This window comes from Nereida ignava, from assembly GCF_047114695.1.
In the GTDB taxonomy this organism is placed as follows: domain Bacteria; phylum Pseudomonadota; class Alphaproteobacteria; order Rhodobacterales; family Rhodobacteraceae; genus Nereida; species Nereida ignava.
Genome location: NZ_CP112885.1, coordinates 1626632 through 1646970 on the forward strand (window position 1 = coordinate 1626632; position 20339 = coordinate 1646970).

Here is a 20339-nt window from a genome sequence, read left to right on the forward strand (position 1 = left end):
GATCTGCGTTGCTGTGAACCTAAGAGTGGGCGGGCACAGCGTCAAGATATGGGGGTCGTTTCCAGTGCCTGCATCACCATATCGTGGGGAAGCTCCATCAACTCAGCGGTTTTGGTCCATAGAAGAGCCGTCTTGATCGGTTTGTTGGGGAAAACCGCCTCTAAAGCTGCTGCATAGGCACCCATTTGGCGCAAAAGGCCTAGGGGCGTATCTTGAGGGTTTTCGGGAATGATCGCGTTTGATTTAAAATCGACCGCAAGAATGTGGTCGCCCTGATCGATTAGTCGGTCAATCGTTCCCAACACTTGCTTTCCCTCAAGCTGAGAAAGCGGTGATGTAATGCCAACCTCTGCCATTGCGCGATCAGAGAACAAAAATTCTAAGTGCGGGGCAGTTAAGACGTTTATGGCTTCTTGAATGATTTCCTCAGCAAGCGGACCGACAGCAAAGGCATCGTTGGTTAGTAAGAGTTGTTTCGCCTGTTCCTGCCATGCAGGCCGAGGCACGTCGGGCAAATATTCGAGAAGCAAGTGTATGAGTGTACCGCGACGCATCGCGGCTTCTTCGTCAAAATGAGTGTCTGATCCGCTATATAGAGCCTTTGCGCCACCCAGCATGGACGGCGAAAGTGGGCGTTGTTTCGCATCAGGCGCTGTTGGATTGAGCGTCAGGTGGGTTGGTATAGAAACGGATGTGGCATGCTTAGCTGTTGTAGGCGCATCTGTGGCGGCCCAAGTGCCAACCTCAAAGCGGAAAGGTGTTTCATCGCCAAGCTGCGCCGCCTTTGCACCAAGTTCAGTTACCGCGTCTTCGATGCGCCCGTACCACGTATCTGTCGTTTTCGCAGGGTCCATCACGCCATCAATCATGAGCCACTTTTCAGCGCGGGTCATTGCCACGTACAGCAATCGGTCACTTTCTTCGGCAGACAGGCGCTTTGCCTCCTCCACGGATGCCTCAAGACACTCGGGCATGTCTGCGGTGGCGGGCTTCCAAACAGCGGTGCCGTCTTTGTTGATGGTCGGGTCGCGGAACTGGCTTTTCTGTGCGCCTGTTTCAGGGAGAATAACAATCGGCGCTTCCAGCCCCTTAGCGCCATGGATGGTCATGACTCTGATTTGGTCACCTGCACTTTCGGCTTGTCGTTTTATCTCAACGTCCTCTGCCTCGAGCCACGTCAAAAAGCCGGTCAGGTTTGGTACGTCGTTTTGCTCGTACGACTGTGCTTGGTCGAGCAGCGCATCAATGCCGTCAACGGCCTCTTCACCCAAGCGGGCGATTAGCTTTCGCCGACCATCGTGACGTGTAAGGGCACTTTCCAGAAGATCAAAGGGGCGAAGAAAATCCGATGAATTTCGCAGATCATCAAGCACTTCCATAGTTTCAGGAAACTCAGTGCGCCTGTCCCGCATTTCTTGCCAAAGATATTTTTTGGCAGCGCGGCGATGGGCCAGATCGAACAAGTCTTGCTCGCTCCAGCCAAACAGGGGCGATTTCAGCAGCCCCGCAAGCGCGAGATCATCTTCGGGCGTCGATAAAAAGGCAAGCAGCGCAGTGAGGTCTTTGACCGCCAACTCGCCTGCAATTTTCAGTTTGTCAGCGCCCGCAATTTTCAGACCTTCTGTTTTGCAGGCACGGATCAGCTCGTGGAAAATCGCTGACCTTTTACGAACGAGAATTAGAAAATCGCCCTCATGAACGGGACGGAACACGTTCGGTGTTTCTTCGTCAGGAATACCAACTTTCGTATCGATCATATGTCGAATTCGCGCTGCAATACGTTTGGCCAATATCACCGTTGCGTCTTGTGGTGATTTACGGTCGAGGGGCGTGTGCCAGGGCAGATCATCCTCGGTTTTTTGTGGCTCAACCACTGAAAAAATATCCACGCGGCCAGCCAGTTCAGCTTTGAACGCCTTGTGTAAAACTGTGCCGCCTAGGCTTGTCGTGTCACCTTTTGAAAAGACCTTGTCGACGCTGCTCAAAACTGCTGCCGATGAGCGGAACGAGTATTCAAGCTGTAGTGGTTGAAAGGGTTTTTGGATGCTTTCCAGCTTGCTTTGAAAGCTATTGCGCATTTCAGAAAAGCCCGCGGGTTTGGCCCCTTGGAACGAATAGATTGACTGCTTGGGATCACCGACCACAAAAATAGTCCGCTCTACATCATCACGTGCGCCAAGACCGCTGGTGAATTCGGAGGCAAGGTTTTCAATGACGTTCCATTGGGTTGGGCTGGTGTCTTGCGCCTCGTCCACGAGGATGTGGTCAATGCCGCCATCGAGACGAAACAGAACCCATGACGCCATACTTTGATTGGACAGAAGATCGTTTGTTTTCTCAATTAGATCATCAAAATCAAGCCATCCACGGACTGTTTTGGCATCCTCATATTTTGGTAGAAAGACGCGCGCAAAAGCATGTAGGGCTTTGGTTTTGTGGGCTGCATCGAGCTTTAATTTCAGTTCTTGCGCGTCCTCAATACGCTGCATCAGATCATGAAGTTGTGCGGTGAGTTCAGGATGCTTTTCCGCGATCGCCTTTGTTGGAGCGCGTCCAATTTTGGCGCGCCGATTATTGGCGCCACTATGAAAAAGAAGTGGCTTTGCAAGCTCTGAAATAGCGGCGTAATCGAACGTTTTTATGGCATTCAGCGCGTCAGCAAGCTTGGTATCGTTGGCTGACGATGTGCGTAAAATTGGAATTAGGGCGGTAAAGAGATCGCCTTCAGACCCGTGAAAAGCTTGATCAACTAATGACTTTTCGGTCGTTCCAGAAGGCAGGTCCAATACGTCTTCAATCGATATATCAGCTGCATACAAGGCTTTGTTCTTGATGATATCGCGCGCGAGTTTTTCAAAATCTTGATCGGTAATTTGCATCGCCAAAGCATCAAGAAGGTGCCGATTTGGGCCGGTCGCAATATCGTCCAAAACAGCTTCGCGTAGCAGCACCCCTGCACGGTCTTCCATTTCGGTGAATTGGGGCGACACGCTGGCCTCAAGGGGGAACCGCCGTAAAAGTGTGGCGCAAAACGAGTGGATCGTTTGAATTTTGAGCCCGCCAGGTGCTTCGATCGCACGGGCGAACAAGCGCCGCGCATTATTCAGATCATGATCTGACCAAGCATCATTAACACCCAGTCCGATTAATTCCTTACGCAGATCGGGTTCGGGCTTCATTGCCCAATCGCCTAACCTTTGGAACAGGCGGTTCTGCATCTCGCTGGCGGCGGCTTTGGTGTAGGTCAGGCACAATATGCGCTCTGGCGGAACACCGGACAGAAGCAAGCGCGCGACCCGATCTGTGAGAACGCGTGTCTTTCCAGAGCCAGCATTTGCGGCAAGCCACGTCGACATATCGGGGCGGGCGGCCTGAATTTGCCGCAGGCTTGCGTCGTTCGGGATACTCATTTCAGCACCTCTGGGTTCGGTTCGTCCGTGACGTCCCACTCCCCAAATCGCGAGAGGTGATCGTACTCGTTTGCATAGGTGTCTTTTTCAGTTTGCCGGCGCGCAAGATATCCCTGATCCGGGTTGTCATAGGCTAAAATAAGCGCGCGTAGTTCTGTTTTGATCTCCGTAATTGAGGTCTCATCAATAGGAGCTGGCGTGCTTTGTAGTGACGAACCCACTTTTAGAAACACACCGCTTTCAGCGGACACAGGCCCTAATTCAGAAAACGCACCTTCTTCTATCATCAGCATTTGAAGCAAAAGCTGACGGTCAAACAGAAGCTGTTGTTTTTTCTGTGGCGGGGTACCTGTTTTGTAGTCGTAGATAATGGCCCCACCCGTTTCGGTCATGTCGATCCGGTCCGCTTGGGCGGTGAGGTCGAACGATATGTCGGCAAACGTAAGCTTTCCCTTTTGCTCTAGAAGGGTTGGCGCCCCGTATTGCTGCCTGACTTTTTCCTGTTCAACAAACTCGTGCGCAATGCGGCTTAGCTGCCCCAGCCACAGACGTTGAGCCGTTGGCCAAGGCGCTTTTTTGGCCAACACCTCCTCGGCGATATTGAGAAGTGTGTCGACGGGATCTGGCGTCTGTATCCTGTTCTGCTTGATGAACTCCTCAAATACAGAGTGAACTACGGTTCCACGCAGCAATGCGTCAGCGGATCGTCGCAGAGAATGGAGCGGCTTTAGTTTGAGGATGTCGCGCGCGTAGACATTGTAGGGATCGCGGATCAGGTGTTTGAACCGAGTGACCGACAAATGGCGGGGCCGGGCGCTTACAGGCGGGCGCGGGGCAGGGCGCTTGGCCGGTGCAACTTTCTGTTGTGGTTTTTCCAATTCAATAGCGAGCCGGAGCCATTTATCGCCGCGCGCCAACATTCCTTTATAAGCCGCCTCACCGTTTTGCTTTGGTAGGCCCTGAACAAGGTTTGTAATCCTGTTCAACCATCTGGATGGGACTGTCTCGGCATCGCTACTGCGGGCTGAGCGCGACAGCCATATTTTTGGCCCTGCCGCTGCGATTTGGAAGTCGTGCGCAGATAAGCCAAGTTTACGATCAGGAGATAGCAGGCCAACCTCGTTTCGCATTTTGCGGTTGAGCCATGGATCATGAGCCACAGCTTCTGGCCAGCTTCCTTCATTCAGTCCAGCAAGGATAACAATATCTGCGCCACCAACACGTGCCTCAAGGGTACCCCAAATAAAAACGTCTGGTCGTGGTTGTTCCCGGTCGCGGACTTCTTCATTTGCTAAAATACGGTGGAATAGGGCCTGATAATCGCGAGGGGATAGGTCGTTTCCATAGACCGCGTCTTGCTGGAGAAGCGTCACGGTTTGCAGCGCTTTCTCACCTTCGTCGCGCAACCAAAGCGCGCCATCGCTCTGAGAGCTGTCGCCCGTTGACAATAGCTCGGCGTACTTGAGGTGTACCTTAATGAGATCGGGCAAAGGTTGTGTGGTAGTGGCTGAGAAGACAGAAACTGCCCGCCCTATAAGGCTGGCCCACGTGCCAACACCTTCGTCTTTTTCACCGTTTGCCCATGCCACAAGCAGTTCTTCAGTGGGAAAAGGCATGCCGTATTTGCGGATGTATATTTCAAGGTTCCGCGTCCACCTAAGGTGGTTACCACGATCCCCGCCTGAAAAGACCAGAGGGTTTTTAAGCAATGCTAACAGCGTATCGGCGGTAACAGGTTCGCCCATAAGGCGTGCTGTTTGATCTAGCAGTCGGCCTGGTGCTGTGAGGTGTAGCGGGATGCCAGCACTGTCGTCAGCCCGAATGCGCCACCTGTCGAGCGCAGCGCTAACGCGGCGTGTCAGGGTGCGATCAGGTGAAATAAGCGCTACCGTTTTGCCTTGCTCAACGGCGTCTCGAATACCGATCGATATCGCTTGCGCTTCAAGCCGTGGCGATGGGGCGTTGAGAAGCGTGATATCTTCGCAGCACTCTTCCAAATCACCAAGTTTTGGACCTTCGCTAAGCCATTGATCCGTGATTGGCGCGGGGCGCAGGGCCAGTGATATCAGTTGCGTCCGTTTGGACTGCTCCGCTGACACTGTTTCATCCCACGGCTGTACTTGATCCGGACTTACATCGACCTCATCCATAAACGCTTTCAGGCGGTACTGCGGATGATCCTCAGCTTTGTGTTTCTCTGATGATAGGTTTGCCCAATCGCGAGTGGTCATTGAGGTGTCAAAACCCGGCAGGATGACAGCGCCTTGTGGCAGGCTTGCGATGGCGCGCATCAACCTTGCCGTTGTCCCGCGAGACCCCGTGGAGCCGGCAAGAATGATAGGATGCTCTGGCGGATTTTTGAGCCAAGTCCCAATAAGCGCATCGACTACCATGCCTTGACGGGTTTCTTTATCGGGTAGAGACGTTTCTGCCAGATATTGCTGTGCAATTGTCAAGAATTGCTGCGTACGTTGCCAATGTGCAGAATGATCCGACACATCAATGTTTCTTATAGCTTCTGGATCAACCGCCTCACTTTGTATCTCATCAGTGAGACGGGCAAGGCTATCTGCAAGGTCAAACAGGGCAGAGCGGGGCGCAAGCTCTGGCGAAGCCGTGAGCAGTGCATCAATCAGTTGGGCAAGCTCCAGATGTCTGCGAATGCGTGATACAGGTTGGGGTATGGCGCGTGTTTCTGGTGTATCATCAAGACCTGAAAGAAGCTTGATCCTCGGTAAAAGGCGCGCTGGGCCAGAGGCAAGCAATTCTGTGACACGCTGTTCCGAACGACGGGTATTAAATATTAACGTGGTCTTTGCCCATGACATCGGATCATGTCCATGCAGTCGCTGTTCAAGCCCGCGTGCAATGGTTTTTGGAAAATCACAGCCAAGGGGAAGGTGAAATACTCTTGGTGTCGGGGATTGGGGAAACATCATTTAACTAACATTCGTTCTGCAATATTTATGCCTTCGGGGTGGCCAACATCGCACCATTCGCCCGAGTATACATGACCCTTTAGGGTACCAGACTGCTTAAATATGTCCCAAAGTCTGCTGATCGAAAAGGATGTTTGCTCTATTTGGGATAGAGCATCTGTCTTTATGATTTGTAGCCCACTGTAGACAAAAGGCCCACCGCGAGAGATTACGCTGTGGTCATCAAGGGTGAAATCTCCACCCTCATGGCCGTTTGTCCGACTGGGGTCACATAAAAGTAGAAGTGCATCCATTTTGTTGGGTTTCCAGTGGGACAGCAGTTCACTAATCGGGTTATTCCCTCGCCAAACAGCATCGGTATTCATGGTGATAACGGGGTCTTTGCCCAGAATGCTTAAGGCATTTTTTAACCCGCCGCCCGTTTCAAGAATAGTTGGTACTTCGTGAACGACCTTGATGCCGGTTCCGAGAAAGTGATCTTGAATCTGTTCAGCAAGATAGTGAGTGTTTATGGCGATGTTTTCGATTTTTGCTTCATGCGCAATTTCGATAGCATGATCCACTAGCGGCTTGCCCGCCGCGGAAATCAATGGCTTTGGCGTTGTCTTTGTAAGATCGCCCATACGTGTGCCAAAGCCCGCACCAAACAACATCAGTGATGGTTTGTTGGGCATTTATGTCTCAATAGGTTTAGGATTTCGGGCGTTGGCTCAGGAATATTTTGGATTACAATCTGTGCTACCGACGAAAGGCTTGGATGTTGCAGATCCTGTTGTAGGCTGGCCCAAACGCGCGGAATAAAATCTAGGTAGGATGGTTTTCCGTCACGGATACAAAGCCGTGCGAAGACACCAAGAATGCGCAGGTTTCGTTGCGCACTTTGTACAGCACAGTTGGCGCTAAATTTATCAGGGTCGATGCCGCTTTCGGATTGATAATATTGCAGTAGGTCATCACGCACTGGTATTGATACGTCGCGGCGGGCATCGCCGAGCAGTGAGACTAAATCATATGTTGGCTGGCCAACCCGAGCGTCTTGAAAATCTAGAAGGCCGATGTTTTTCGGGGCCTCAAACATAGGCGTCCAGAGTAGATTTTCAGCGTGGTAGTCGCGTAAAACAAGAACTGGCGTGGCGGTTTCAGTTGCTTCTATCGCAGTAAATAAAGCCGTTTCTAGCTCTGCCTTGGCGTTATCCATTGCTCCGGCATTTTGAGCGTACCACTCTAGAGAAAGACATCCGAGCGGGGCCATCTCCGCCGCAGAATACTTTTCTAGCGGCGCTTCTGGCAGCCGTGATTGGTGCAGGTGAAGGAGCGCATCGACAGCGGCTTTGTATAGATCAAATTCTGACCCATTGGCTGCAAGTTTTGCCAGTAAGTCATCGCCTAAATCTTCGAGCAGAAGGAATCCGTTTGCCTCATCCTTGGCGTATATGGACGGTGGATTCAGTCCAATACTTTCCAAATGTTGGGCAATAAGAACGAAGGGTACAACATTCTCCCCCTTTTCAGGCGGCGCGTCCATTAAAATGGCGGTTTCAGCACTATTGGTTTTTCTAAGGCGGTAGTATTTTCTATTTGAAGCATCGCCTGCGATCATAGCCATTTCTGCATCTGACCATTGTGTTTTGGCGATGAATTCAGATGCCAGTTTACACCGCATTTTCAAAAACTTTCTGAAGAGATGCTGCCCAATCCGCATCTGTACTTTCGAATGATAACTTTCGGACATCACCGCCAAGATCGTTAATTCGGATGGTAAGTGCACCCGGCGGTGTTAGGTCTGCCAAGTTTTCAGGCCACTCGATGAGCGTGACGGCAGTAGCCATCGCATCATCTAGGCCAAGCTCAATCACTTCATGAGGACTTGAAATACGGTAAAGATCACAATGCCAAAGATCACCCAGTTTGGTTTCATAGGTCTGAACAATTGTGAATGTTGGGCTTGGAACATCTTCTGGCGTGTCTTGCAAAGACTGTATTAGCGCGCGGGCGAAAAGTGACTTTCCGGCCCCGACTGACCCAACCAAAAGCAGGCAGTCCCCAGCCTTTAGAACTTGGCCAATACTGACGGCTAAGTCTGCCGTCTGGTCGGGCGAGGTTGTCTCGGTGTGATACAGGGTTGAGGCCATACCCTGCACATTAGACCGTCACCTTACAGTCGCAAGGCGTTAAAGTGCGGCCATGCTTGTATTTTCTACTGCGGATGTGTCGCTTGGTCGTTCTGAGAAATGCACGAGCATGTGCCCACTTGCCTTTCGATCAATATTCAGCGCGACTGAGTTGTTACCTTCTAGAGCCAATTGGCTTTTCCAATGATGAACGGACATTGGTTTGTTGAGGGCTGCGCGCATTTGGTCCCACTTATCTGTATGTTTCGCACGCTTGCCGATGCTTGTGGCCGCACTGATTGGATAGTTTAATTTGTCTTCCCATTGCACGCGGAAGGCTGAGTTGGCGGCGCATACTTTTTTGCCCTGATCAATAATGCAAGTTGGCTCAGGAATTAGATCAAGTGCTTCTTTCAGCGCTATGTTTTCGGCCTGCAGTCCTTGAATGACCTCGCTCATGTCCGGCGTCTCTTCAATCGAGATCACGCGCGACCCTTCCGCGTGAGGCATCACGGCGGCTGTTAATTTGCGACCTTTTTTTGTGGCCCACGAGGTAGTCGCAACCGCATTTTTTTCGTCGGGTGTGAGGGCTGCGGCCCAGTCCTCAAAGCGGGTGTCCGCAGGGGTAAGCCGAAGTTCGCGTAGTTTATGAAGGAACATATCAAGTGATGGGCGTCGCAATAGAAAATCTATTGGAAGCGCATATTTATCGGCTAGTGCTGGGTTGAAGACGGTAAGCCTGTCATCACGATCAAACAGAGCCAGCCCACATGACAGCGCGGCAAATGTTTTTGCCATAGATTGGCGAAATTGATCCAGCTTTGCTTCTGCTTCAACAACTTGATCCGCTGGTGAGGCGTAGAACCGAAACCCTGCTTCCAAGACTTCATGTGAAACGTCATACCACTCTACCAATTTTTGGCTGTGAACTTGTGATATTCGCTGCTGAGTACCCGAAGGTTTTTGCTTCAAGCCGGTGGTAACGAGCAACTTCGGTAGGGGCCATGTTTCAATATGTTCGCAACGCTTCAAGTACGCTTCGTTAGCCCAAACGATCTCACCTGCTTCATTTTCCTCCCAAACGAGAAAAGGCGCTGACAAAGTTCGATCTGCTGATGTTTTCTGTGTGACGCTTGTGCCTTGAAGCTCGACACGAATGAGGGTGTGAATAGCCTCGAAGGTAAGCGACAGCCGTTCGTCCCTATGTGATTTCAGGGTTGAGTGACCCAAGGATACGGCAGTTTCAGCATGCGCATCTAGATCAGCAAAATCATCAGTAACGGCTGATTTGAAGTGGGCCCAATCATCAAGGTTACTGGGCTGGCTTATATCCTTTAGCAATGCCTTAGCGGTGTTTGTTGCATCAACCAGATACCCGTCTTCAAAAAGAAAAATCGTTCGCCTTTCGTCATTTGTGCCGAGTGAATAAGTTGGTTTTTGGGCTGTTAGGGTGGATGAACTAATCCACCAATTGGCTGCCGTAAAAAACACAAGGCAGGCGGAAAAAAATACAAAAGACGCCATCGTTACTCCGTGAAACTACTGACAGAGTATTTAGAAAACGAAATTAAAGAAAATATTAACAAGCCAAAGTTTTAGACGTCAAATGGCTCATTTTCGCCAAGTGACATTGTTTTGTCGCTGACTATTTTGGAGGCTAGCCATGACACTTCGACGATTGCGCCGCTTCGGTTGAGTGGTGTGGATGACTCAATGGTAGGATCTGATCCATTTGAAAACCGCAGGGTCGCGCCTGATCTTTCCAGCAGTGTTTTGGCAATAAATAGACCGAGCCCCATTCCTTCATAACCTGGTCTTTTTTGCTGATCAGTTTGTGAGTTGCGGCGTTTAACAAATGGATCGCCAATCCGGTTAAACACCTGCTGTGAAAACCCGTCGCCATCATCAGTGATCCGCAGTGTTATTTCGGTATCGCTCCATTGCACATCGATCCAAACTTGCGTGTCGGCGAAGTCCACCGCGTTTTGGATAAGGTTCCGCAGTCCGTGAATAATTTCGGGCCGACGATTGATGTGAGGTTGTGGAATGTCGTGCGTGTCATCAATTGCTGAAACGTCAAAATTAACGGCCTTGCCGCGGTTCATGTGGGGCTCTGCGGCCTCCTGAAGAACGGCTGAAATGGGTGCTGTCATCAGGTGCTTATCTTCTTTTCCGGCGCGCCCCATCGAATGCAAAATCTCGCGACAGCGTTCCGACTGCTCGCGGATTAGTTTGGCATCATCATAAAGGTCAGGTTGTTTGGAAAGATCTTCCATCAACTCGGCACTGACAAGTTTAATGGTGGCGAGCGGTGTTCCAAGCTCATGTGCGGCTGCAGCAACAACACCCCCCAAGTCTGTCAATTTCTGCTCACGGGCGAGGGCCATTTGAGTAGCGACTAGCGCATTGGACATTGTGTTCATTTCAACTGTGACGCGGCGTGCGTAAAGTCCGATAAAGATCACGCCAACGCCCATCGATACCCAGAAACCAAAGAGCAAAATAGACGGCATCTCATGGATGAAGCCCTGCGCGGTTCGCAGCGGTACGTAAAACGTTGTGAGAGCGGTAATCGCTAGCAACGTCAGTCCACCAACAGTAATTGTTGAGCGGGTGCTAAGTGCTGTGGCCGATATGGTGACTGGCGCGATCAGCAAAACAGCAAACGGGTTGTTCATACCCCCGGTCAAAAAGAGCAAAAGCGCCAACTGTCCAAGATCAAACATGATCATCGAAAGCGCTTCGTTCTCGTCCAACCTCTTGTTTTCAGGGAGTACGAATGTGGCGATCAGATTAAATATGATACCTGCGCCAACAACCATCAGGCATAGCCCCAAATCAAGGCTGAGCGAGAAGTAGATTTTCCCCACCGCCATCGCAGCAAGTTGTCCGGTAATGGCGAGCCACCTTAAGCCGATCAGAGTTCGTATCCTGATCCAGTTGGCGCGTGCACTTTCCTCAAAAAGAGCAATCTCGGATGCGTGTTTTGTTGGCACGTTGATTTGTCCTTAATGTGACCCATGGTCGCTTATCAAAGCCTACCATATCCTGCTACTTAGCGGGCATGACTACTTTTGAAATGTGAGAGGGTGTTAATTATGGCTAAGGGTTTCGCTATTGCTGCGGGTGTTTCGACAACAGCACTGGTTATTGCTGGCGTTTTGGCGACAACTATTTTGGCGCCATCCAACAGATTTGAGCAGTGCAACGTTATGGCTGTTGCCGGTGGTCAGCTTGGTGGACCGTTCACTTTGGTAAATCATAAAGGGGAGACGGTCACTGACCAAGATGTTCTGACACAGCCATCGCTGGTTTATTTTGGCTATACGTTCTGCCCTGATATTTGCCCGCTTGATGTTGTGCGAAACGTTGATGCGATTGATGCTTTGGCCGATCAGGGCAAAGATGTGAAACCTGTTTTCATTTCCATTGACCCCGAGCGCGATACGCCTGAAGTTTTGGCGGATTACGTCTTTAATTTTGGCGAAGATATGACGGCACTGACGGGTACGCCTGAGCAAGTGAAAGTAGCATCCAGAGCGTACAAAACTTTCTACCAACGCCAAGAAGGTGACCCAGATTACTATTTGGTCGACCATTCTACGCAGAGCTATTTTGTGCTTCCTGAGCAAGGTATCGTTCAACCTTTTGGTAGGCAAATTCGACCAGACCGCATGGCAGAGCAGATGGCTTGCATGATGGACGCAGTCTAAGAAATTGACCGCATAACAGTTCACTCCATATCATCACTCATAGACCAGTTTGGGAGATCACTATGTCGGCTGAAGCAAAGTATGAAATTGGCGAAGACAAGACATTGCTTTTGGTCGACGACGATGAGCCGTTTCTAAAGCGTCTTGCGAAAGCCATGGAAAAGCGCGGCTTTGCGGTTGAGACTTCTGACAGTGTTGCAGGCGGCAAGGCGATCGCCACTGCGCGTCCGCCTGCATATGCCGTTGTGGATTTACGGTTAGGTGATGGAAACGGTCTCGATGTGGTTGAGGTTCTACGCGCGCGCCGCCCCGACAGCCGTATCGTCGTGTTGACCGGATACGGTGCAATTGCGACTGCTGTTGCAGCGGTAAAGATCGGAGCTACTGATTATTTATCAAAGCCAGCTGATGCGAACGACATTACCAACGCACTTTTATCTGGCGATGATGAATTGCCTCCACCACCAGAAAACCCGATGTCAGCGGACCGTGTTCGTTGGGAGCATATTCAACGTGTCTATGAGCTTTGTGACCGAAATGTTTCCGAGACAGCACGCCGCTTGAACATGCACAGGCGCACGTTGCAGCGCATTTTGGCAAAACGTAGCCCGCGATAAGCTAAAGCTGTTCAATAAGTGCGTTGTAGCGCGCGGTGTAATCTGCGCGCACAACGGGTGCGGGTCGAAGGACGATTTCAAGATCGCCAATCAATGCTCCGTTTGGTTTGCCAAAGAACTTATCTGCCTCGGCTTCGGAAAAACCTGCGATCTGAACTGCTTCCATCCATGCGCTGATCTGGTCAGCTTTTTTGATCTTTTTCTTAACAGCGACTGGTATTTTTGCGGGCAGGCCAAAGCGGATGTGGATTGCTGCCTCAAGACGTTCATCCAAAGCACTGTAACCCGGTCCAACGGCGGCCTTAACGGGGCTAATCATATCGCCAATCACGTATTCAGGTGCATCATGCAAAAGGGCTGCTAGCCGCCATTTTGCGGGGGCGCTGGGGTTCATTCGGGAAAAAATCGTCTCAACAAGCAGTGAGTGTTCGGCAACGGAATAGGCGAAATCGCCGATCGTCTGCCCATTCCAGCGGGCAACAAACGCCAACCCGTGAGCGATATCTTCGATCTCAATGTCGACCGGTGTCGGGTCAAGCAGGTCAAGTCGCCGTCCCGATAGCATACGCTGCCAAGCTCGTGGTTGTTTCATCAGATACGCTCCGTAAGATCACTTCACGAAACTAAGGACCCCTCTACGCATTGTCGAGATGGGTCTGGAGTGCTATCTGCCCGTTAAATTCAAAACGAAAAGTGAGGCCATCATGGCGAACGATTACATTGTTAAAGATATCTCTTTGGCTGATTTTGGCCGTAAAGAGCTTGATATTGCGGAAACGGAAATGCCGGGCCTGATGGCGCTACGGGAAGAGTATGGTGATACCAAGCCTTTGGCGGGTGCGCGTATCGTCGGCTCTCTGCACATGACTATTCAAACGGCGGTTCTGATTGAGACGCTTGTGTATCTTGGCGCGGATGTTCGCTGGGCGTCGTGCAACATCTTTTCCACTCAAGACCACGCGGCGGCTGCAATTGCTGCAGGTGGTACACCTGTGTTTGCGATCAAGGGCCAGTCATTGGAAGAACACTGGGACTACCTTGATAAATCTTTCATGTTCCCAGATGGGCCGAACCTAATCCTTGATGATGGTGGCGACGCGACTTTGTATATTCTGCTGGGCGCCCGCGTTGAGAACGGCGAAACAGACCTCATCGAGGTGCCGACATCCGAAGAAGAAGTCGCTGTATTTGCACAGATCAAAAAGCGCATGAAGGAAAGCCCGGGCTGGTTCACAAAGATGCGTGGCCAAATTAAGGGCGTGTCCGAGGAAACGACCACTGGTGTTCACCGCCTGTACGATCTGGTAAAGCAAGGACAGCTTCCGTTTCCCGCGATCAATGTGAACGACTCTGTCACCAAATCGAAGTTCGATAATAAATACGGCTGTAAAGAGAGCCTTGTTGATGGCATTCGCCGTGCCACTGATACAATGATGGCTGGTAAGGTTGCGGTTGTCATGGGCTACGGCGACGTTGGTAAAGGCTCAGCTGCATCGCTCGCGGGTGCGGGCGCGCGCGTAAAAGTCACCGAAGTTGATCCTATCTGTGCACTCCAAGCGGCAATGGACGGCTTTGAAGTGGTTCTGCTCGAAGATGTTGTAGACACCGCTGACATCTTCATCACCACAACTGGCAACAAAGACGTGATCCGCATCGAGCATATGCGCGAGATGAAGGACATGGCGATTGTTGGCAACATCGGCCACTTCGACAATGAGATCCAAGTTGCGTCCCTGAAAAACCATAAGTGGACAAACATCAAAGAGCAGGTGGATATGATCGAGATGCCGTCAGGCAACCGTTTGATCTTGCTTTCAGAGGGCCGTTTGTTGAACCTTGGTAACGCAACGGGTCACCCGTCTTTCGTGATGTCTGCATCATTCACCAACCAAGTGCTTGCACAGATTGAGCTGTGGGTGCGTGGTAATGAATACAAAAACGACGTCTATATTTTACCCAAGCATTTGGACGAGAAGGTAGCGCGTTTGCACCTTAAGCGTATTGGCGTGAAACTCTCCCAACTGGATCCAGAACAAGCCGCTTACATTGGTGTTTCACCTGAGGGCCCATTCAAGCCAGAGCATTACCGCTACTAAGCTTACGATGAAAAGTATTTGAAACGCCGCTGGGTCAAACCGGCGGCGTTTTGCGTTTAAGGTCTGGGTGAAATGCGCGGCGTCATACAGCACTTAAATTTTCCCTTTAACGTGGCTGACTTAGCGCTTACCCTACGCAAACGGGGGCCAAGGTGGTTGTCCGGTAGTATTTTAACGAGGGGACTTACGGTATGGGTAAGCGCGACGATTTAATTGCGAAATATGCTGATGACTTGAAGAACAAATGCGGGATGACACCTGACATTGATCTGTTGACCAAAGTGACAATTGGCTGTGGTCCGGCGATCTATAACGCTGATGCGTCCACCGTAGCCGCAGGTCAGCCAGCAGAGCTTGAAACGGTTAAGAACAATTTTCTTATCAAAAAGCTGGGCCTTGCAGATAGTCCCGAACTTGATGCGGCGATTACATCAGTTTTAGAAACTTATGGTATGTCGGAGCGCAGTAAATATCGTGCGGTAGTCTACTACATGCTGACAAAGCATTTTGGAAAAGAAGCTGTCTACGGCTGATTGGTTATGAAGGGGCGCTGTATTTAGGGCGCCCTTTTTACGTTAGTTAATAGTCTCTTAATGTACTGAATTTAAAAGATATTTTATATATCAAAAGCTTGCACCTAAAGGTTAGAGTAGGTAGACGATCAATACGAACCAAGAATGGTTTGGACCTTTTATATTTGAACACGTGTGGTGCTAGGGAGCACGTGGGGTGAATGAGGGGTCCAAGGGGTTGGACCCCTCATTTTATGTTTCGCACCCAGCCATCTGACAAATCTTCTTCCAATGTTCCTTCGCCACTGGCTGTACGGACAACCTTGGCGATTTCACCAGTGGCATATCATCAAAGAACGGATCACCTTTGATCTCGGCCAGTGAAACAGGGCTGGGCAGTTCTTTGATCGCCTTGATGTCCACGCATTGCCAGCGGTCTTGCGTTGTTGTGCTATCTTGGTGTGCTTCTGAAATGATCTCAACGATCCCCACGACCGCCTTTTCATCTTGTGAATGATAAAAGAAGCCACGGTCACCGACAGCCATTTCACGCATGAAATTACGCGCCTGATAATTGCGCACGCCGTCCCATTCTTCGCCAGTGTCGCCTTTGGCGACCTGATCCGCCCAACTCCACGCACTTGGCTCAGATTTGAACAGCCAGTAGTTCATCCGCCAATGACCCTGTTCCAGTGAAGCAATTCCACGCTCTCAAACAGACCAGCAAGTGCATAGGGGTCTGATGCTGCCCAATCCTTGGCGTCAGCCATGCTTTGCACGTCCAGAATAACGACCGAGCCGATCATCTCGCCCGCGTCACTCAAAATTGGACCCGCTTGCTGCACGACACCGGTCGACTTGATGTACGCAAGATGCGCATCCCGGTTCGCTTTGCGCACATCAAGTGCGCCGTCTTTGTCTTTAGCTATCAGGCTTACAAGCATTAGCTTTCCTTCTTTAAGGGTCTATTCAAAAGTGATTTGACCGCATCTTGGACGGTGATTTGTTTGTCTACAAGTGCCGCTACGGTTTCAATAATCGGCATTTTACCATGATTTAGGGATGCCATTGCTTTCGCAGTTGCTGCGCCTTCGACAGTTTCCTCAGATATCCAGGTGTTACCCGCGCCAATCCCCAGTCCGTACCTAAAATTGCGCGAGGTTTCTGACGACGCGGTTAGGGTTAAGTCACCTAAGCCAGACAGGCCCATAAGCGTGTCAGTTCTGGCCCCAAGGGCTTCTGCGTAGGTCCGCATTTCAGAGAACCCGCGTGTCAGAATTGCCGCGCGCGCGCTTTCGCCGAGGCCTGATCCGATGGCCACGCCACATGCAATTGCAATCACGTTCTTTAGCGCACCACCCAACTCAACACCGCGCCAATCATCGGTAAGATACAGTCGAAGCGTTGGCGTGCTCAGGGCGTTTTGGAGGTTTATGCCCTCATCGCTCAAGGCAAGGGTAAGCGCTGTTGGAAGGCCTGCGGCGATGTCCTTGGCAAAGCTTGGTCCGCTCAGAATACCAACGGGCCCACCAAGATCGGCCTTTTGCATCAGGCCAACTGGCCCAAGTCCCGATTTTAAATCTACACCCTTGCAGCAAGCTATCAGTGGCCTGTTTCGCAATGCTGCCTGCTCTTGAAGTAATATCGTCGACAGCTGCTGTGTGGGCGTTGCGATCAATACGGTACCTTCGCCAGGCAGCTTGTTCGTAACGGTCACATTGGACGGCAGCTTGTAGCCAGGTAGCCGACGTTTGTTTTCCCGATCCGCATCGATTTGCGCCGCCGTTTTAGCGTCCCGCGCCACCAAACTAATGTCGTCGTTCGTAGCCAAAGTAATGGCAAGTGCGGTGCCAAAAGCGCCTGAACCCAAAATGGTGATGGTCATGCTTTGGCTCCTTTTTTGCCTGAGCCAAGCATTGGTGCCGCGGTTTGATCGAGCGGCCATCGGGGGCGCGCTGATAAGGTCAAATCGTCGTAGTGGCCTAGTGCAAAAAGTTCTGCGCCAGCATAGGCGATCATGGCCGCATTATCCGTACACAGGCTTAGGGGCGGCGCTACAAATGGTAGATCTTGGGCATTGCAAAGCGCAACCAAGCCCTGACGAATGGTCATGTTGGCAGCTACGCCCCCGGCAACCGCAACGGCCGTAGCATCTGGGCAAAGGGCGATGGCGCGCTGTGTTTTTTCCACCAACACATCTGTGACGGCGTTTTGAAACGCGGCGCAAAGATCACGTCGATGCGTTTGCGGCAACCCGCCGTGTTCTTCAACAATAGCGTCACGCGCGCGCAACAAAGCAGTCTTGAGACCAGAAAATGACATGTCGCAGCCGTCACGGTCCAAAAGTGGGCGTGGCAATTTATAGGCTTTAGGATTGCCGTTTTTCGCTTCGTTTTCTACCGATGGTCCGCCCGGTTGTGCCAGTCCCAAAAGACGCGCCGTTTTGTCGAACGCCTCACCGGGGGCGTCATCAATTGTGCCGCCAAGGCGTCTGTAGCTTGTTGGTGATTTCACTTCTAAAAACTGACAATGCCCGCCCGAGACAAGCAGCATCAAATAGGGGTACGCAATACCGTCACTTAGGCGTGGCGTTAAGGCGTGACCCGCCAAATGATTAACGCCGATCAGCGGTTTTCCCGATCCTGCGGAAAGCCCTTTTGCGCACATGACACCAGCTAAGACCCCACCAATAAGACCTGGTCCAGATGTTACCGCGATTGCGTCGATATCATCTAAACTTTTACTCGTCTGTTCCAGCACTTTCGCCACACAGCCATCCAGCTTTTCAGTGTGCGCGCGCGCGGCAATCTCAGGAACGACACCGCCAAAATCATTGTGAAGCTGCGTCTGACCTTCAACTACCTGCGCCAGAATGTTTGGCCCTTCAGTGCCCACTTGTACGATTGCCGCTGCGGTATCGTCACAGCTGCTTTCAAGACCCAAGATGGTCAGAGGGGGGCCATTGCGTGTCATCATGCTGCCAGCTACCATTTGCGCGATATGCAAACAATGCCTTCTGCTCGCCCCACAGTGATCATCACCCGCCCTGAGCCTGACGCGGCTCAGTTTGCAGAGCAGGCGCGCATGACGCTTGGCGCAGCCGTAGAGATAGTTTGTGCACCGCTTGTAGAGATTGAGCCGCTTTCTCAAGCAATCGAGTTTACCCATGATGAGCAGGTAATCTTCACCTCGCGTAACGCTGTGCGTCTTGCGCCGGACGGGGTGGGCCGAACGGCTTTTTGTGTTGGTCAGCGCACCGCTGAGCTTGCATTGGACGCGGGCTATCGCGCTGTGTCTGCGGATGGTGATGCATTGGACTTGATTATCTTGCTCAAGGCTCAGTCATCAGGACCGTTGGTTCATGTCCGCGGCGAACAAACAACGCTCAGCTTTTCAAATGCTTTGGCAGCGTCGGGTTTGGTCGTTCGTGATATCGTGGCGTACAGACAGGTGGCCAAAGAGCTACCCGCAGATGTTGTGTCTAAAATACTTTGCGAGCAAAGAACTATTGTGACCGCTTTCTCTGCAAATGCAGCCGAGGTTCTGTCAAAGCATGTTGCGGGAAACAAAGCGATGTCAACGCTTGTGGCGATTAGTTCATCTGCTGCGGCGCCGTTGGCGGGCAGTTTTGCGAAGACCGTGGTGGCATCGACGACGGATGCGGCGGGGCTTCTTGTGGCGGTGCAAGTGATCTGCGATGACTTGAGCAAACAGATATCTGGCTGATGTGACGCGATTGATTAGTGTATTGTTGAGCGTAAGCAAGATTCGAGGGAGTTAACTAGGTGGCCGAAAAGACATCTGAAGAAGAACCGATCACTGAAAAAGTTGACCCTGTGTTGGATGAAACGGTCGTAGACGCAGTTGCCAATGATACTCACGAAACGGACAGTACACCCGACGAGGAAGGTTCTGACGAAGCAGCTGTTGAGCAGGATGAGACGCCAAAAGAAGAGCCTAGCGATACGAAAACCAGTCCAAAGGGCGGTATTTTGCCGATGCTGGGTGCAGGTGTTGTGGTGGCTTTGCTTGGTTTTGTCGGGGGGCGTGCAGATATTATTTCAAACGATGCGCTTCCTGAGTTTTTACAACGCGATAGCACACTTGCAGAAACAGTTGCGGACCAAAAGGTGGCTTTGGATAACCTTGAGCAACGCTTGACCGAGTTTGCGATGGCTGATGACATCGCCGCACTTCAATCTCAATTGAACGAAGCGGCGGAAGATGGCGCGGCTGCGCGTGCCGCGTTAGCGGATCAAATTGCTAATCTTCCCGTTGTGACAGACAGCGCAGCGAAAGTTGATATTGCAGCGGTACAAGATTTGATCAACGCGCAGAGTTTGAAAATAGCAGCACTGGCTGAACAGCTTCAGGCACAAACCGAGCAAACTCAAACAAGTGTGGTGCAGCTTGAAGCCGCCGCCGTTGAAGAGGCGCTTTTTGCGCAGGCGCGTGCTGCATTGTCCCGAGTTCAGGCGGCTATCGAAACTGGTGCGCCTTTTGGTTCGGCTTTGGCTGATTTTTCACAAGCGAGCACGGCTACTGTGCCGGAAGTTTTGCAAGCTGTCGCAAGCACTGGTGTTCCGGCGCTGGCTTCTTTGCAGGATGAATTTCCACCACTTGCACGTCAGGCGCTTGCTGCGGCACGCTCAGAAACGCCAGTTCCCGAAACCACTGTTGGAAAGCTGTCAGCTTTTCTGGATCGTCAGACCGGAGCGCGCTCTGTGACGCCGCGTGAAGGGTCGGATGCCGATGCTGTGCTGTCGCGTGTTGAAGCTGCTGTGCGCAAAGGTGCGTTGAATGATGCGCTGGGCGAGTTGGATACGCTTCCAGAGACGTCTAAATCTGCTTTGTCGCCGTGGGCTGAAGCTGTAAAGCGCCGACTTGATGCCAGTACTGCTGCTGCTCAATTGGCAGCATCCCTTAAATCGAACTGAGGTC

General features: G+C 51.4%; 18 protein-coding genes. 6 read left to right on the top strand and 12 right to left on the bottom strand.

Annotation, left to right across the window (positions count from 1 at the left end):
* Positions 1-41 precede the first annotated feature (41 nt).
* The 7 genes from addA to regB all read right to left on the bottom strand — a co-directional run bounded on the left by addA (position 42) and on the right by regB (position 11456).
* Positions 42-3410 (bottom strand): double-strand break repair helicase AddA, encoded by a 3369-nt coding sequence (gene addA, locus OLX08_RS08045; protein WP_391480814.1) that lies wholly within the window; start codon positions 3408-3410, stop codon positions 42-44.
* The gene (gene addB / locus OLX08_RS08050) at positions 3407-6349 is read right to left on the bottom strand and encodes a double-strand break repair protein AddB (protein ID WP_391480816.1); all 2943 of its coding nucleotides are present in this window, start codon (positions 6347-6349) and stop codon (positions 3407-3409) included. Before addB ends, addA begins: the two co-directional genes overlap by 4 nt.
* A complete protein-coding gene (locus tag OLX08_RS08055) occupies positions 6346-7023 on the bottom strand; it encodes a nucleotidyltransferase family protein (RefSeq protein WP_391480818.1) in 678 nt (225 codons plus the stop codon). Before OLX08_RS08055 ends, addB begins: the two co-directional genes overlap by 4 nt.
* Positions 7002-7955: an aminoglycoside phosphotransferase family protein gene (locus OLX08_RS08060; RefSeq protein WP_412535643.1), complete on the bottom strand. Its 954-nt coding sequence runs from the start codon at positions 7953-7955 to the stop codon at positions 7002-7004. The genes OLX08_RS08055 and OLX08_RS08060 overlap by 22 nt, the downstream gene beginning before the upstream one ends.
* Before the next feature lie 46 nt (positions 7956-8001).
* A complete protein-coding gene (gene tsaE, locus OLX08_RS08065; RefSeq protein ID WP_391480821.1) occupies positions 8002-8481 on the bottom strand; it encodes a tRNA (adenosine(37)-N6)-threonylcarbamoyltransferase complex ATPase subunit type 1 TsaE in 480 nt (159 codons plus the stop codon).
* Between the two features lie 39 nt (positions 8482-8520).
* Positions 8521-9984 carry a hypothetical protein gene (locus OLX08_RS08070; protein WP_391480822.1) on the bottom strand — a complete coding sequence of 488 codons (1464 nt, stop codon included), beginning with the start codon at positions 9982-9984 and terminating at the stop codon, positions 8521-8523.
* 71 nt (positions 9985-10055) lie between these two features.
* Entirely contained in the window at positions 10056-11456 is a 1401-nt protein-coding gene (regB, locus tag OLX08_RS08075; RefSeq protein ID WP_391480823.1) for a sensor histidine kinase RegB, read from the bottom strand.
* Between the two features lie 102 nt (positions 11457-11558).
* Here regB and OLX08_RS08080 point away from each other — a divergent pair, with 102 nt between their 5' ends.
* Both OLX08_RS08080 and OLX08_RS08085 read left to right on the top strand, forming a co-directional pair.
* The gene (locus OLX08_RS08080; protein ID WP_391480824.1) at positions 11559-12173 is read left to right on the top strand and encodes an SCO family protein; all 615 of its coding nucleotides are present in this window, start codon (positions 11559-11561) and stop codon (positions 12171-12173) included.
* 62 nt (positions 12174-12235) lie between these two features.
* Positions 12236-12790: an ActR/PrrA/RegA family redox response regulator transcription factor gene (locus OLX08_RS08085; protein WP_048598579.1), complete on the top strand. Its 555-nt coding sequence runs from the start codon at positions 12236-12238 to the stop codon at positions 12788-12790.
* Position 12791: 1 nt separating this feature from the next.
* Here the strand turns inward: OLX08_RS08085 and OLX08_RS08090 are convergent, their stop codons facing one another.
* The gene (locus OLX08_RS08090; protein ID WP_391480825.1) at positions 12792-13382 is read right to left on the bottom strand and encodes an HD domain-containing protein; all 591 of its coding nucleotides are present in this window, start codon (positions 13380-13382) and stop codon (positions 12792-12794) included.
* Positions 13383-13494: 112 nt separating this feature from the next.
* Between OLX08_RS08090 and ahcY the strand changes: the two genes are divergently transcribed.
* Complete coding sequence (gene ahcY, locus OLX08_RS08095; protein ID WP_391480826.1) at positions 13495-14886, top strand: adenosylhomocysteinase; 1392 nt, start codon at positions 13495-13497, stop codon at positions 14884-14886.
* Positions 14887-15077: 191 nt separating this feature from the next.
* Positions 15078-15419: a DUF2853 family protein gene (locus tag OLX08_RS08100; RefSeq protein ID WP_048598581.1), complete on the top strand. Its 342-nt coding sequence runs from the start codon at positions 15078-15080 to the stop codon at positions 15417-15419.
* A 231-nt stretch (positions 15420-15650) separates the two neighbouring features.
* Here OLX08_RS08100 and OLX08_RS08105 read toward each other — a convergent pair whose 3' ends face one another.
* The 4 genes from OLX08_RS08105 to tsaD are packed head-to-tail and all read right to left on the bottom strand — an operon-like array spanning position 15651 to position 18374.
* The gene (locus OLX08_RS08105; protein WP_391480827.1) at positions 15651-16070 is read right to left on the bottom strand and encodes an EVE domain-containing protein; all 420 of its coding nucleotides are present in this window, start codon (positions 16068-16070) and stop codon (positions 15651-15653) included.
* Positions 16067-16342: a YciI family protein gene (locus tag OLX08_RS08110; protein ID WP_391480828.1), complete on the bottom strand. Its 276-nt coding sequence runs from the start codon at positions 16340-16342 to the stop codon at positions 16067-16069. Before OLX08_RS08110 ends, OLX08_RS08105 begins: the two co-directional genes overlap by 4 nt.
* On the bottom strand, positions 16342-17283 hold the full coding sequence (locus OLX08_RS08115) for an NAD(P)H-dependent glycerol-3-phosphate dehydrogenase (protein ID WP_391480829.1): 942 nt from the start codon (positions 17281-17283) through the stop codon (positions 16342-16344). The genes OLX08_RS08110 and OLX08_RS08115 overlap by 1 nt, the downstream gene beginning before the upstream one ends.
* Complete coding sequence (gene tsaD, locus OLX08_RS08120; protein ID WP_391480830.1) at positions 17280-18374, bottom strand: tRNA (adenosine(37)-N6)-threonylcarbamoyltransferase complex transferase subunit TsaD; 1095 nt, start codon at positions 18372-18374, stop codon at positions 17280-17282. The genes OLX08_RS08115 and tsaD overlap by 4 nt, the downstream gene beginning before the upstream one ends.
* A gap of 33 nt (positions 18375-18407) precedes the next feature.
* Here tsaD and OLX08_RS08125 point away from each other — a divergent pair, with 33 nt between their 5' ends.
* The gene (locus tag OLX08_RS08125) at positions 18408-19124 is read left to right on the top strand and encodes a uroporphyrinogen-III synthase (RefSeq protein ID WP_412535644.1); all 717 of its coding nucleotides are present in this window, start codon (positions 18408-18410) and stop codon (positions 19122-19124) included.
* Positions 19125-19183: 59 nt separating this feature from the next.
* Positions 19184-20335 carry a COG4223 family protein gene (locus OLX08_RS08130; RefSeq protein WP_391480832.1) on the top strand — a complete coding sequence of 384 codons (1152 nt, stop codon included), beginning with the start codon at positions 19184-19186 and terminating at the stop codon, positions 20333-20335.
* The last annotated feature ends 4 nt before the right edge of the window (positions 20336-20339 follow it).

What these genes read in the sequence shown, in the direction of transcription:
- addA (WP_391480814.1), bottom strand. Translation starts at nt 3,410, where the DNA reads ATGAGTATCCCGAACGACGCAAGCCTGCGGCAAATTCAGGCCGCCCGC.
- addB (WP_391480816.1), bottom strand. Translation starts at nt 6,349, where the DNA reads ATGATGTTTCCCCAATCCCCGACACCAAGAGTATTTCACCTTCCCCTT.
- OLX08_RS08055 (WP_391480818.1), bottom strand. Translation starts at nt 7,023, where the DNA reads ATGCCCAACAAACCATCACTGATGTTGTTTGGTGCGGGCTTTGGCACA.
- OLX08_RS08060 (WP_412535643.1), bottom strand. Translation starts at nt 7,955, where the DNA reads ATGGCTATGATCGCAGGCGATGCTTCAAATAGAAAATACTACCGCCTT.
- tsaE (WP_391480821.1), bottom strand. Translation starts at nt 8,481, where the DNA reads ATGGCCTCAACCCTGTATCACACCGAGACAACCTCGCCCGACCAGACG.
- OLX08_RS08070 (WP_391480822.1), bottom strand. Translation starts at nt 9,984, where the DNA reads ATGGCGTCTTTTGTATTTTTTTCCGCCTGCCTTGTGTTTTTTACGGCA.
- OLX08_RS08080 (WP_391480824.1), top strand. Translation starts at nt 11,559, where the DNA reads ATGGCTAAGGGTTTCGCTATTGCTGCGGGTGTTTCGACAACAGCACTG.
- OLX08_RS08085 (WP_048598579.1), top strand. Translation starts at nt 12,236, where the DNA reads ATGTCGGCTGAAGCAAAGTATGAAATTGGCGAAGACAAGACATTGCTT.
- OLX08_RS08090 (WP_391480825.1), bottom strand. Translation starts at nt 13,382, where the DNA reads ATGAAACAACCACGAGCTTGGCAGCGTATGCTATCGGGACGGCGACTT.
- ahcY (WP_391480826.1), top strand. Translation starts at nt 13,495, where the DNA reads ATGGCGAACGATTACATTGTTAAAGATATCTCTTTGGCTGATTTTGGC.
- OLX08_RS08100 (WP_048598581.1), top strand. Translation starts at nt 15,078, where the DNA reads ATGGGTAAGCGCGACGATTTAATTGCGAAATATGCTGATGACTTGAAG.
- OLX08_RS08105 (WP_391480827.1), bottom strand. Translation starts at nt 16,070, where the DNA reads ATGAACTACTGGCTGTTCAAATCTGAGCCAAGTGCGTGGAGTTGGGCG.
- OLX08_RS08110 (WP_391480828.1), bottom strand. Translation starts at nt 16,342, where the DNA reads ATGCTTGTAAGCCTGATAGCTAAAGACAAAGACGGCGCACTTGATGTG.
- OLX08_RS08115 (WP_391480829.1), bottom strand. Translation starts at nt 17,283, where the DNA reads ATGACCATCACCATTTTGGGTTCAGGCGCTTTTGGCACCGCACTTGCC.
- tsaD (WP_391480830.1), bottom strand. Translation starts at nt 18,374, where the DNA reads ATGATGACACGCAATGGCCCCCCTCTGACCATCTTGGGTCTTGAAAGC.
- OLX08_RS08125 (WP_412535644.1), top strand. Translation starts at nt 18,408, where the DNA reads ATGCCTTCTGCTCGCCCCACAGTGATCATCACCCGCCCTGAGCCTGAC.